This window comes from Symbiopectobacterium sp. (genome assembly GCF_051710365.1).
In the GTDB taxonomy this organism is placed as follows: domain Bacteria; phylum Pseudomonadota; class Gammaproteobacteria; order Enterobacterales; family Enterobacteriaceae; genus Symbiopectobacterium.
The window spans coordinates 1-13,567 of the sequence record NZ_JBPETA010000019.1 but is presented as its reverse complement, the minus strand read 5'-3'; the positions used below and the strand labels follow the sequence as shown (position 1 = coordinate 13,567).

Genomic DNA, 13,567 nt, shown 5'->3' with positions numbered 1-13,567 from the left:
TCATTATTATTTGAGTAAAACACAGTAGACTACGCTCATTGTGTTAATACTGGCTGCCACTCGATTCGTAAACCATGATGAATACCACTCGTCTTTTTCGTCTGCTGTTGCTTGCGTTCGCGGTTATCGCCGCCGTTGTCATCTGGCGTTACTTGCGCCCCGCCGATGCCCCGACAGCGGCACCTTCAGCCCGTCAGGAAGCCAGTAATAACAGTGCACCCGCGCGCAATGCAGGCAACGGTGGCGGACGGCGTTCCGCCATGCGCGCATTGCCCCCCGTACAGGCAGCGACCATGCGCGCCGCAGCGGTGCCGTATTACCTTTCGGGGTTGGGCACCATTACCGCTGCCAATACCGTGACGGTGCGCAGCCGGGTTAACGGCGAACTGATGGCGCTGCATTTTCAGGAAGGAAAACAGGTCAAGGCGGGCGATCTGCTGGCAGAAATCGACCCACGCCCTTATCAGGTGGCGCTGACGCAGGCACAAGGGCAATTGGCGAAAGATCAGGCCGCACTGGCCAATGCGCGTCAGGATCTGGCGCGTTACCAGCAACTGATTAAAACCAACCTGATTTCCCGTCAGGAACTGGATGCGCAGGCGGCACAGGTGCATCAGGCTGAAGGCACGGTCAAGGCCGATGAAGGTTCGGTCGCCAGCGCCGAATTGCAGCTCACCTATAGCCGTATTACCTCGCCGATCAATGGCCGCGTGGGGCTTAAACAGGTGGATGTGGGCAACTACATCACCAGCGGCGACAGCACCGGTATTGTGGTGTTGACTCAAACGCATCCAATTGATGTCATCTTCACGTTACCGGAAGGTGATATCGCCACGGTGCTGAGCGCACAGAAATCGGGCCAAGCCGTACCGGTTGAGGCCTGGGATCGCGCCAACCAGCACAAGCTGTCACAAGGCAGCCTGCTCAGCATGGATAACCAGATTGATGCCACCACTGGCACCATCAAGCTGAAAGCACGCTTTGAAAATAGCGATGACACCCTGTTTCCCAACCAGTTTGTCAATGTGCGCATGCAAGTTACCACCTTGCAAAATGCGCTGCTGGTGCCACTGTCCGCCATTCAGATGGGCAGCGAAGGACGTTTTGTCTGGGTGCTGAATGAGAAAAGTCAGGTCAGTAAACACAGCGTGACCGTCGGCATTCAATACGGGCAGGAGATGGTGGTGACGGCCGGCCTGAATGAGGGCGATCGCGTGGTCACCGACGGTATCGACCGCTTAACCGAAGGGGCACAGGTGGAAGTGATTAGCGCCGCTAACACCACCACCACATCGCCATCCAAACACGCCACGCGCGGGGAGAAACCCTGATGCAAGGGGAGATTCCGGCAGGCGGAGGCCCATCCCGTCTGTTTATCCTGCGCCCTATCGCTACCACCTTGTTGATGCTGGCGATCCTACTGGCGGGGATTATTGGCTATCGGGCATTACCGGTCTCTGCGCTGCCAGAGGTGGATTACCCAACCATTCAGGTGGTGACACTTTACCCCGGTGCCAGCCCGGATGTGATTGCGTCGGCGATCACCGCCCCCCTTGAGCGTCAGTTCGGGCAAATGTCTGGGCTGAAACAGATGTCGACGCAAAGCTCCGGCGGCGCATCGGTGATCACCCTGCAATTTCAACTGACGCTGCCGTTGGATGTCGCAGAGCAGGATGTGCAGGCCGCCATCAACGCCGCCAACAATTTGTTGCCCAGCGATCTGCCCTACCCGCCGATTTACAGCAAGGTCAATCCGGCCGATCCGCCGATCATGACGCTGGCGGTGACGTCCAGCGCCATGCCGATGACGCAAGTGCAGGATATGGTGGAAACCCGTATCGCGCAGAAAATGGCGCAGGTCTCTGGTGTCGGTCGTGTCTCGTTGGTGGGCGGACAGCGCCCATCGGTACGGGTCAATTTCAACGCCAACGCGCTGGCCTCTTACGGGCTGGATAGCGAAACCCTGCGCAGTGCCATCACCAGTGCCAACGTCAACTCCGCCAAAGGCAGCCTGGATGGTCCGACGCGCGCGGTAACCTTGTCAGCCAACGACCAGATGAAGTCCGCAGAGGATTATCGCCAGCTGATTGTTGCCTGGCGCAATGGCGCACCGGTACGGCTGCGCGATGTCGCTACCGTGGAACAAGCCCCGGAAAACACCGCGCTGGGTGCCTGGGCTAATCGTGAACAGGCGATCATCATCAACATCCAGCGCCAGCCGGGTGCCAACGTGATCACCGCCACGGACAGTCTGCGCAATCTGTTGCCGACATTAACCGCCAGCCTGCCGAAATCAGTAACCGTCACTACGCTGACCGATCGCACCGCCAGTATCCGCGCGTCAGTGAAAGATGTGCAGTTTGAACTGATGCTGGCGATTGCGCTGGTGATTATGGTTATCTACCTGTTTTTGCGCAATGCCATTGCCACGCTGATCCCAAGTATCGTGGTGCCCCTGTCGCTGGTCGGCACCTTCGCCGCCATGTATTCCCTTGGCTTTTCGATCAATAACCTGACGCTGATGGCGCTCACCATTGCCACCGGCTTTGTGGTGGATGACGCCATCGTGGTGATCGAGAATATTTCGCGCTATATCGAAAAAGGGGAGAAACCGCTGAACGCGGCGCTTAAAGGCGCGGGGGAAATTGGGTTCACCATTATCTCACTGACGTTCTCGCTGATTGCAGTGCTGATCCCGTTGCTGTTTATGGGCGATATCATTGGCCGTTTGTTCCGCGAGTTTGCCATTACGCTGGCAGTCGCTATTCTGATTTCTGGCATCGTTTCGCTTACGCTGACCCCGATGATGTGCGCCCGGTTGCTCACTCATCAGAGCCTGAATCGACAAAACGCCTTTACGCGCGCCAGCGAACGCTTTTTCTCACAGTTGGTCGCGCTGTATGGCAAAGGCTTACGCCGGGTGTTGAACCACCCGTGGATCACCCTGAGCGTGGCCATCGGCACGCTGGTGCTTACCGTTCTGCTCTACCTGTGGATCCCCAAGGGCTTTTTCCCGGTTCAGGATAACAGCATGATGCAGGGCACGTTGCAGGCACCGCAAAGAGTCTCCTATGCCGATATGGCGCAGCGCCAGCAGCAGGCCGTATCGCTGATCATGCAAGATCCGGCGGTGTTGAGCGTCTCTTCGTTTGTCGGCGTGGATGGCACCAACGCGGCGCTGAACAGCGCGCGTTTACAGATAAACCTGAAGCCGCTCAGTGAACGACGCGATCGCCTGACAGACATCATCACCCGCTTGCAGGAAAAAACTGCGCAGCTCACCGGTATCACGCTCTATCTGCAACCGGTGCAGGATCTCACCATCGATACCCAGGTCAGCCGCACCCAGTACCAGTTCACGTTGCAGGCGATGTCACTGGAGGATTTGAGCCACTGGGTACCGCCGCTGATGCGCGAATTGCAACAGTTGCCGCAGCTACAGGATGTGAGCAGCGACTGGCAGGATGACGCGGCGGTGGCTTATGTCAACGTCAACCGCGATGCTGCCAGCCGACTTGGGCTGACCATGTCCGCTATCGACAATGCACTGTATAACGCCTTTGGGCAGCGTCTGGTCTCAACGGTCTACACCCAGTCGAATCAATACCGCGTAGTGCTGGCACAACAGACGGCGCACACCACCGGGATCGGCGCGCTGAATGAAGTACACATTAAAAACAGTGATGGCAACAGCGTACCGCTTAACGCGGTTGCCACACTGGAAGAGCGGCGTGGTCCGTTGGCCCTGAACCGTATCGATCAGTTCCCGGCCACCACCATTTCATTTAACGTTACCCCCTGTTATTCCCTTGGGGAAGCGGTGCAGGCGATTACGGCGGCCGAACAACAGTTGCAGATGCCGACTGATATCGTCACCCACTTTCAAGGCAGCGCGCTGGCGTTTCAGGCGGCGCTGAGCAGCACCGTATGGCTTATCGTGGCGGCGATTGTTGCGATGTACATTGTGCTCGGCGTGCTGTACGAAAGCTTTATTCACCCGATCACCATTCTTTCCACACTGCAGACCGCCGGCGTCGGGGCACTATTGGCACTGATGGTAGCGGGCAACGAGCTGGATGTGATTGCCATCATCGGTATCATTTTGCTGATCGGCATCGTGAAGAAGAACGCCATCATGATGCTCGATTTCGCGCTGGCCGCTGAACGCGAGCAAGGCATGCCCCCTTACGATGCCATCTATCAGGCATGTCTGCTGCGTTTTCGCCCGATCCTGATGACTACCCTGGCGGCGCTGCTGAGCGCCGTGCCGCTGATGCTCAGCAACGGTGTCGGTGCCGAACTGCGCCAACCGCTCGGTATCTGCATGGTGGGGGGATTGATCATGAGCCAGATTCTGACGCTGTTCACCACGCCGGTGATTTACCTGCTGTTTGACCGACTGGCACACCGTTTGCGTCGCGCCGAGCAGCCAGAGGAAGACGTACAGTGAAGTTTTTCGCACTGTTTATTCACCGCCCGGTCGCCACCGCGTTACTGACGCTGGCGATTGCGCTGTGCGGCGTGCTCGGCTTTCGCCTGCTGCCGGTCGCCCCGCTGCCGCAGGTGGATTTCCCGGCGATTGTGGTTTCCGCCTCGCTCTCCGGGGCCTCGCCGGAAACCATGGCGACCTCCGTCGCCATGCCGTTGGAACGCTCGCTCGGGCGCATCGCCGGGGTGACTGAGATGACCTCGACCAGTTCGCTGGGCAGAACCCGTATCATACTGGTGTTCGATTTCTCACGTGATATCAACGGTGCGGCGCGCGACGTACAGTCGGCGATAAACGCCGCACAGAACCTGCTGCCCTCCGGCATGTCAAGCCGTCCGACCTATCGCAAGGTCAACCCGGCCGACGCGCCGATTCTGGTACTGACATTAACCTCCGACACCTACAATTCGAGTCAGCTATACGATTTCGCCACCAATCAACTGTCGCAGCGCATCTCCCAAATGGACGGCGTAGGCGATGTGACGGTCAGCGGTGCCTCGCAGCCCGCCGTGCGCGTTGAGTTGAACCCTCAGGCGCTGTTCAATCAAGGTATCGCATTGGATGCAGTGCGTCAGGCCATTGCCAAAGCCAACGTAAAACAACCCTTGGGCAATATCGATAACGGGCAAGCGCGCTGGCAGGTGCAAACCAACGATGCGCTGAAAACCGCCGCGGATTACGCACCGATCGTTGTTCATTATAACAAGGGTGCCCCGGTACGGCTGAGCGACGTGGCGCAGGTTAAAGACGGCGTGCAGGACACACGCAACGCCGGGATGGCGAACGGCAAAACCGCCGTATTGGTGGTGGTGCAACGCGCCCCCGATGCCAATATCATCGCCACCGTGGACAACGTGCGCGCCGCGCTGCCGGAACTGCGTGCCAGCCTGCCCGCCGCCATTCAACTGAACATCGCGCAAGATCGCTCGCCCACCATTCGCGCCTCACTGGCCGAGGTGGAACAGTCACTGGTGATTGCCGTCGCGCTGGTGATATTGGTGGTATTCTTGTTCCTGCGCTCTGGCCGTGCCACACTGATCCCGGCCATTGCCGTACCCGTGTCATTGATTGGCACCTTCGCGGCCATGTACCTGTGCGGTTTCAGCCTGAATAACCTTTCGCTGATGGCACTGACGATTGCCACCGGATTCGTGGTGGACGATGCCATCGTGGTGCTGGAGAACATTTCGCGCCATATTGAAGCAGGCATGAAACCGATGCAGGCTGCTCTGAAAGGGGTGCGCGAGGTCGGCTTTACCGTGTTGGCGATGAGCCTGTCGCTGGTGGCGGTGTTCCTGCCGCTGCTGCTGATGGGCGGATTGCCGGGGCGCTACTTTCGCGAATTCACCGTCACGCTGTCTGCGGCGATAGCCATTTCGCTGATCATTTCCGTCACCCTGACACCAATGATGTGCGCGCGCCTGCTGCGCAGCCATGAAAAACACAGCCAACCGCGCAAGCGCGGTTTTGGTCGCCTGCTCGTCACGTTGCAACAGCAGTATGGCCGTTCGTTACGCTGGGTGTTGCAACACGCACGCTGGGTGCTGGTCATTCTGATTGGCACCATCGGGCTTAACGTCTGGCTCTATATCTCCATTCCCAAAACCTTTTTCCCTGAACAGGATACTGGCCGCGTGATGGGCTTCATTCAGGCCGATCAGAGCATTTCATTTCAGGCAATGCGCAATAAGCTGCATGATTTTATGGTGATAGTCAGCGCCGATCCGGCGGTGGATAACGTGACGGGCTTTACCGGCGGCTCGCGCACCAACGCAGGCTCGATGTTTATTACGCTCAAACCGCTGGCGGAACGCAAGATGAGCGCTCAACAGGTGATTGCCCGCCTGCGCGGCAAGCTGGCGCAGGAGCCAGGGGCCAACCTGTTTCTGATGCCGGTACAGGATATTCGCATCGGCGGACGAGAATCTAATGCGGGCTACCAGTTTACCTTGCTGTCAGACGATTTGAACGAACTGCGCGCCTGGGAGCCGAAGATTCGCCTTGCGCTCAGCCAACTCCCCGAACTGGCCGACGTTAACTCCGATCAGCAGGATAAAGGCTCGGAAATGGCGCTGACCTACGACCGGGATACCCTTGCACGCCTCGGTATCGGCGTTTCCAGCGTCAATGCCTTGTTAAACAATGCGTTCGGGCAGCGGCAAATTTCTACCATCTATCAACCGCTCAATCAGTACAAAGTGGTGATGGAGGTAGAATCCAAATATACTCAGGATGTTAGCGCGCTGGATCAGATGTTTGTGCTCAACAGCGCCGGAGAGCCGATTCCCCTTTCGGCGTTCGCCAGTTGGCGACCGATTAACGCCCCGCTGTCCGTCAATCATCAGGGGCTGTCAGCAGCGTCAACCGTTTCGTTTAATTTGCCGGAAGGGGTGTCACTTTCAGATGCCACGGCAGCCATTGAACGCAGTATGACCGCATTGGGGGTGCCCTCTTCGGTGCGCGGACAATTTGCCGGTACGGCACAGGCGTTTCAACAGTCACAAAGTGCGCAGGTGCTGCTGATCATTGCCGCGATTGTTACCGTCTACATCGTGTTGGGGATCCTGTACGAAAGCTATGTGCATCCGCTGACTATCCTGTCGACGCTGCCGTCTGCCGGGGTTGGCGCGCTGCTGGCGCTGAAAGGGTTTGGAGCCCCTTTTAGCCTGATTGCCCTGATCGGTATCTTGTTGCTGATCGGTATCGTGAAGAAAAATGCCATCATGATGGTGGATTTCGCGCTGGAAGCGCAGCGCGGCGGGCAGTTAAGTGCACAAGAGGCGATTTTTCAGGCCTGCTTGTTGCGCTTCCGTCCCATTTTGATGACTACGCTGGCCGCGATTTTTGGTGCGCTACCGCTGGTGTTGACCAGCGGAGACGGCGCTGAACTGCGCCAACCGCTCGGCATCACCATCGTCGGAGGATTAGTGATGAGCCAATTGCTCACGCTCTACACTACACCGGTGGTGTACCTCTATTTTGATCGTCTGCGCGGCTGGCTGGCGCGGCGGCGCAACCTCGCCAACGTCACGCCGTCATGACGCGCAGCGAGTGAACAAGAACAACCCTGATTTCGTGAGGCCCGTTATTTCATGCGTTTTTCGTCAGCCCCGTCAACGACCCAACCGGCCTCCGTGCGCTGGCAGCTTTGGATTGTCGCGTTTGGCTTTTTTATGCAAACGCTCGATACCACCATTGTCAACACCGCACTGCCAACGATGGCGCTCAGCCTGAATGAAAACCCGTTGCGTATGCACTCGGTGGTGGTGGCTTATGTGCTCACCGTGGCGGTGATGCTGCCTGCCAGCGGTTGGCTGGCAGACAAACTGGGGGTGAAACGGGTCTTTTTCGCCGCCATCATCATTTTCACGCTGGGATCGCTGCTGATTTCGCGGGTGATCCAGGGCGTGGGCGGTGCCATGATGGTGCCAGTGGGTCGTCTGACGGTAATGAAGATTGTACCGCGTGACCAGTTTATGGCCGCCATGACCTTTGTCACTATCCCCGGCCAGATCGGGCCGTTGCTCGGTCCGACGCTGGGCGGGCTGCTGGTGCAATACGCCAGTTGGCATTGGATTTTCCTGATTAATCTGTCAGTAGGGATTATTGGTGCTGTCGCCACCTGGCTGATTATGCCGAACTACACCACCGAAACCTCGCGCTTCGATCTCAGCGGTTTTCTCTGGCTCGCCATCGGCATGGCAACATTGACCTTAGCCTTGGACGGACACAAAAGCCTGGCATTGCCGCCGATTGCCATCGTCGGTTTGATTGCCGTCAGGATTATTGCCCTGCTGAGCTACTGGCTGCATGCGCGTCAAAATGAAAATGCCCTGTTCAATCTGAATTTGTTTAATACGCCCACCTTTTCCATTGGGCTTAGCGCCGGGTTTCTGGCGCGTATCGGCAGCGGCATGCTGCCCTTTACCACACCGCTATTTTTACAGCTGGGCATGGGATTCTCGCCGTTTCATGCCGGGTTGATGATGATCCCGATGATTCTCGGCAGCATGCACCAAGCGTATCGTAGTCAGTATCGTTAACCGCTTGGGCTACCGCACCGCCCTGATTGTATCTACCCTGGCGCTATCGCTCAGCATCCTGATGTTTGCCAACGTCGCGCTGCTGAACTGGCTGTGGTTACTGCCGCTGGTGTTAATACTGGTGGGCGTTGCCAATTCGGTGCGTTTTTCAACCATGAATACCCTGACGCTGAAAGATCTGCCGGACAGCATCGCCAGCGGAGGCAACAGCCTGCTGTCGATGACCATGCAGCTTTCCATGAGCCTCGGCGTGAGTCTGGCAGGCATTCTACTTGGTATTTTTGCCCAACAGGGGACGCTGGACATCGCCAGCCCGGCAACCGCCGAAGTATTCCGCTATACCTATCTGAGCATGGCCGTCATATTGGCGCTGCCCGCCCTGCTGTTCCTGCGCGTGCCGCCGGACCACATCAAGCAGAACGTGCTGCCGGGAAAAAGGTGAGGATACGATGAGATTTGGCATTACCGCTAAACTGTTTCTCGCAATTTTTGCCACCTGCATGCTGGTGTTGATCACTATGCATTGGGGCGTGCGGATGAGCTTTGAACGCGGCTTTGTTGATTACATCAAGCAAGGCAATGCGCAGCGCGTCGAGCAGTTGCGTGATGCATTACAGGAACAATATGCGCAGTACGGCGACTGGACGTTCCTGCGCAACAATGAACGCCTGGTGTTCAAACTGCTGCACACCATGGATCAGAATGAAGATGACGGCAACAGCATGCGCGGCTGGCGAGTCCGGCTCTGGGTGCTGGATGCCCAGCGTAACCGGCTGTTTGGTTCGCCAGCCCCGATTGCCGCCAAAAGCACCTGGCAAGCCATTCGCCATCAGGGCATGGTGGTCGGTTGGGTGGTGGCATCGCCCAGTGAACGACTGACGCGCGATGCGGATATCAATTTCGACCGGCAGCAACAGCGCACCAGTTGGTTTATTGTCGGGTTGTCAACGCTGCTCGCCATCATTGTGACCTGGCTGATGGCGCGCGGTCTGCTGACACCGGTAAAACGACTGATGCAGGGGATCCACCGTCTGGCTGCCGGGGAGTTTACTGCACGCGTGCCGGTCAACACCCGCGATGAATTGGGCCGGCTGGCGCAAGATTTTAACCAGCTCGCCACCGCATTGGAAAAAAACGAGCAGTCACGCCGCGCCTTTATGGCCGATATTTCCCATGAACTGCGCACGCCGTTGGCAGTACTGCGCGGCGAGCTGGAAGCCATACAGGATGGCGTGCGCAAAGCGGATTCAGGCTCCCTGCTCTCGTTGCAAAATGAAGTCTCCACGCTGACCAAACTGGTGGATGACCTGCATCAGTTGTCGCTCTCCGATGTCGGCGCGCTCGCTTATCGCCGCGTTTCCGTGGATTTAATCCAACTGCTGCATATCAGCGTCGCGTCCTTCAACGAGCGCTTTCAGAAAAAACACATCGAGGTCATCACGCAGTTGCCAGAGCGCGCCAGCGCCTTTGGCGATCCGGACCGACTCAGCCAGCTGTTTAACAACCTGCTGGAGAACAGCCTGCGCTACACCGACAACGGTGGACAGTTACAGATCCGAGCGCATACTGAAAATGGCGTGTGCACCCTGATATGGGAAGACAGCGCACCGGGTGTCGACGCCGAGCAACTGGCTCGGATTTTCGATCGTTTCTACCGCGCAGAACGGTCACGAAATCGCGCCAGCGGCGGTTCAGGGCTAGGATTGGCTATCTGCAAGAATATCGTTGAGGCCCACGGGGGACGATTGTATGCTAGCGCTTCCTTACTCGGTGGTTTGCAGATGACCGCCGAATTCCCGCTTCATCCACCGGAATCCTGAAACGCCGATGACCGAAACCTTATCAAACGAGACGCTGCCAGAGCAGGTGCTGATTGTTGAAGATGAGCCCAAGCTCGGCCAGCTTTTAGTGGACTACCTTCAGGCCGCAGAATACCACACACACTGGATCACCCACGGCGATGAGGTGTTGCCTTGGGTGCGTGAGCACTCACCGTCGTTGATTCTGCTGGATTTGATGCTGCCAGGCACCGATGGTCTGACGCTGTGCCGCATCATCCGGCAGTTTTCCAATGTGCCGATTATTATGGTTACCGCGCGTAGCGAGGAGATTGACCGGCTGCTGGGATTGGAAATTGGTGCGGATGATTACATCTGCAAACCCTACAGCCCACGGGAAGTGGTGGTGCGGGTGAAAACCCTGCTGCGCCGCTGCCGCTGGCAGTCTGCACCGCCGCCCGAAGCGGGACTGGAAGCCGCCTTGCAGATCGATAATAGCCGTTTTCAGGCCAGCTACCTCGGACAACCACTCGATCTGACACCGGCAGAGTTTCGCCTGCTGAAAACCCTTTCGACAGAGCCCGGTAAGGTGTTTTCGCGCGAAGCGCTGCTGGATAAGCCCTACAATGACTACCGCGTCGTGACCGATCGCACCATCGACAGCCATATCAAAAATCTGCGGCGCAAGCTGGAGCAACTGGACGAACAGACATCGTTTATCCGCACCGTTTATGGCATGGGATACGCTGGGAAGCCGGATCCTGTGAAGTGGTCTAGCGCATCAAAACTCCCGACAAGCGGGAATCTCAGGCTGCCGACACAGTCCGTTGTTAGGTGAAGTGCGGCGATGGGGTCGTAGCGGCATAAGCCGCCGACAAATTTGCCCGGAGCAAATTTGAACAGCGCAACGCTGGCCCGTAGGGTGGGGTACATGGATGTACCCCATAATGGCCCCTCGTCGTGATTCGCCGGGAAACCCGGACACATCGAAAAGAGTTTGTCAGTGACTTCGAGTTCCCGACTAGCGGGAACCCGTTGATAACCGCTTACTTCACCACACCAAACGGATCCGGCACCGTGTGTTTGTTGGCGTTGTTCCAGTAGTTCTGCAAGATCCAACCGTATTCCGGCAGCCCGTCGATAAAGGGCTTCAACATGGCGTCGGCGGAGGATTTCTTCCAGTCGGCTTGAAGCTCTGCACCTAACGCACAGACCGTTTCCAACTGCGCGCCAGCTGCTGTCATGCGTTGCATCGCGGCATCCGCTTCATATTTACTCCAGGCGCCAGAGGCATCCACCACGGGATAAACCTGATAGCCGTCATTCAACATGGCGAGCGTCGGGAAGACAACGCAGGTACCCAGCGTTACCCCGGAAATGATGATATGAGTACGACCAGTCTTTTTCACCAGATCTTCCAACGCCTTACGGAATGAAGGATCTTCATAGGCATTGATGATCCCGGTGCGGCGATAAATGGGTTCATCTTTAAAGATCTCTTTCAGTTCCGGCAGGGTGTCGCCGTTTTGCCATTGCGCATTGGACGAGGTGATCAACACCGGAATCTTTAACGCTTTCGCCATTTCGGCCAACGCGACCACGCTGGCTTTATAGCCGGATGCCTGATTGAAATCACGGGTACTGGCCATCAAGCCCACCTGCTGATCGATAAACAGCATAATGGTGTTTTCGGGCGTCGGCTTGTCGTAGGCCACGCGCCCAGCTTTACGCGCATCGGCAGCACTGACTTTGTTCGGCAGAATCTGATCGGCTATCGGGCTGATGATGTCTGCCGGACGATCCTGAGCAAACGACGGAGCGCAAACCCCAGCCATCAACAGCGATGCGATCGCGACGCTAAGTACTTTTTTCATTCCATTCTCCTGTTTCGTCAATGTAGTAATCTGTTATTTATGCGCGGCTCAGCCAGGCCGGAACGATATCGGTGCCTAATCCAGCGCCGTAGCCAAAATAGATATTCAAACCGGCTAGCGGTTCGAGGTAACGGGCATTGCGCAGCGTGCCTGCATCGACCGGTTTGAAGCCTGTACTGGCAATCAAGGTCTGAACAGTCGCTTTGGCCTCAACGTCATCCCCGGCATAGAACACGGGTGCAACCTGCCCTGCGGCAAAGGCCGGACCTTCTGCTACCACCTGCGCAAACGTGGTGTTAAACGCTTTTACGATACGTATCGCCGGGAAGGCGTTGGCGATCTCTTCCGCGGCTGACGTGCTGTGGCCAAGCGTCAGACTCATGTAATCAGCAGACAGCGGGTTGGTAATATCGATCACCACTTTGCCGCTGATATCCCCCAGCGAAGAGAGTGCGCTAACCGCGTCACCGTAGGCGGTTGCCAGCACAATCACCTGCGCACCTTGCGTGGCAACTGCGGCAGGCACTGCCTGTGCACCGTTAAACTGCGCAGCTAATGCCTGTGCTTTGTTAAGGTCACGCCCAGTCACGCGTACCTGATGCCCTGCCAGCGTAAGTTCGTCCTGCCATTTAACCAGGGAGCGATAGTTGTACCAGGTGCCGGTCGCGCGCCACACTGACCGGACGGAAGCATATTCTTTACTGGCACCCAGCAAAGCTGCCATTTCATCACGGTCTTTTATCGCCTTATTGGCGATGCGCTGGTAAACAGCATTACGCTGGCAGGCGGTGGCTTCCCGTTTTTCGCTGATCTGCGCTTTGGTGCGGATGGCTTCGTCGCGTTGTTCGGCAATATCAGCGGCTAACCTCAGCGCCTCGGCAAATGACTGAGGTACGGGAGAATTGGCGGGTAACTGATAGCCGCCTGTCTGACGGATTGACGGCAAAACGTCTTCGCATACCCAGTCCTGCACTTTTTCAGCAGAGGGTAGTTTGCTTCGTAGAATGAGGCGGTAGAGATCGGGTTCGGTCAGCAGACTGATTCCGTTAGGCTTAGGCTCTAGCTCTAAACACTGCATTTCACCGTGTTTTAACTTAATCAGTGACTTACAGTGTGTTGCGATTGCGTCAGTAGGCCGTTCGTACCCTAAAGCCTTTGCGACCTCGACAGCGAAAAATACCGGTTTTCCTTCGTACAGCATTCCGCTTATTTCGATATTCAGACTTTCATTGCGAAAAATTACAGGTTTGGTTAAGTTTTGCATGATCAATCTCCTCACAAGTCAATGTGCTTAATGGAACCCCGGCACGATACCGGGGCGGGATTAGTGATTAGTGAATGCGTCTGGCGCTGAGTTTTTCTAGCGCGTCGGGAATTTCGACA

At 56.9% G+C, this 13,567-nt stretch carries 6 protein-coding genes and 2 pseudogenes; 6 read left to right on the top strand and 2 right to left on the bottom strand.

Annotated elements, in window-relative coordinates:
* The first annotated feature begins 77 nt into the window (after positions 1-77).
* The 6 genes and pseudogenes from ACTBDZ_RS03100 to baeR all read left to right on the top strand — a co-directional run bounded on the left by ACTBDZ_RS03100 (position 78) and on the right by baeR (position 11,087).
* Positions 78-1,331, top strand: coding sequence for an MdtA/MuxA family multidrug efflux RND transporter periplasmic adaptor subunit (locus ACTBDZ_RS03100; RefSeq protein ID WP_438814215.1), 1,254 nt, complete (start codon positions 78-80; stop codon positions 1,329-1,331).
* On the top strand, positions 1,331-4,450 hold the full coding sequence (locus ACTBDZ_RS03095) for an MdtB/MuxB family multidrug efflux RND transporter permease subunit (RefSeq protein WP_438814201.1): 3,120 nt from the start codon (positions 1,331-1,333) through the stop codon (positions 4,448-4,450). Before ACTBDZ_RS03100 ends, ACTBDZ_RS03095 begins: the two co-directional genes overlap by 1 nt.
* Positions 4,447-7,530, top strand: a complete 3,084-nt coding sequence (gene mdtC / locus ACTBDZ_RS03090; RefSeq protein ID WP_438814200.1) for a multidrug efflux RND transporter permease subunit MdtC — start codon at positions 4,447-4,449, stop codon at positions 7,528-7,530. Before ACTBDZ_RS03095 ends, mdtC begins: the two co-directional genes overlap by 4 nt.
* A gap of 51 nt (positions 7,531-7,581) precedes the next feature.
* Positions 7,582-8,974: pseudogene (mdtD, locus tag ACTBDZ_RS03085) on the top strand (multidrug transporter subunit MdtD).
* A 7-nt stretch (positions 8,975-8,981) separates the two neighbouring features.
* Positions 8,982-10,352 carry a two-component system sensor histidine kinase BaeS gene (baeS, locus tag ACTBDZ_RS03080; protein ID WP_438814199.1) on the top strand — a complete coding sequence of 457 codons (1,371 nt, stop codon included), beginning with the start codon at positions 8,982-8,984 and terminating at the stop codon, positions 10,350-10,352.
* Positions 10,353-10,359: 7 nt separating this feature from the next.
* Positions 10,360-11,087, top strand: a pseudogene (gene baeR / locus ACTBDZ_RS03075) (two-component system response regulator BaeR).
* Between the two features lie 269 nt (positions 11,088-11,356).
* Here baeR and ACTBDZ_RS03070 read toward each other — a convergent pair.
* Entirely contained in the window at positions 11,357-12,184 is an 828-nt protein-coding gene (locus ACTBDZ_RS03070; RefSeq protein WP_438814198.1) for an isochorismatase family protein, read from the bottom strand.
* Between the two features lie 37 nt (positions 12,185-12,221).
* Positions 12,222-13,448: a BRO family protein gene (locus tag ACTBDZ_RS03065; RefSeq protein WP_438814197.1), complete on the bottom strand. Its 1,227-nt coding sequence runs from the start codon at positions 13,446-13,448 to the stop codon at positions 12,222-12,224.
* Positions 13,449-13,567 lie beyond the last annotated feature (119 nt).

Excerpts from the sequence above, each read along its gene's own strand:
- ACTBDZ_RS03070 (WP_438814198.1), bottom strand. The coding sequence starts at position 12,184 with ATGAAAAAAGTACTTAGCGTCGCGATCGCATCGCTGTTGATGGCTGGG.
- ACTBDZ_RS03065 (WP_438814197.1), bottom strand. The coding sequence starts at position 13,448 with ATGCAAAACTTAACCAAACCTGTAATTTTTCGCAATGAAAGTCTGAAT.
- baeS (WP_438814199.1), top strand. The coding sequence starts at position 8,982 with ATGAGATTTGGCATTACCGCTAAACTGTTTCTCGCAATTTTTGCCACC.
- ACTBDZ_RS03100 (WP_438814215.1), top strand. The coding sequence starts at position 78 with ATGAATACCACTCGTCTTTTTCGTCTGCTGTTGCTTGCGTTCGCGGTT.
- ACTBDZ_RS03095 (WP_438814201.1), top strand. The coding sequence starts at position 1,331 with ATGCAAGGGGAGATTCCGGCAGGCGGAGGCCCATCCCGTCTGTTTATC.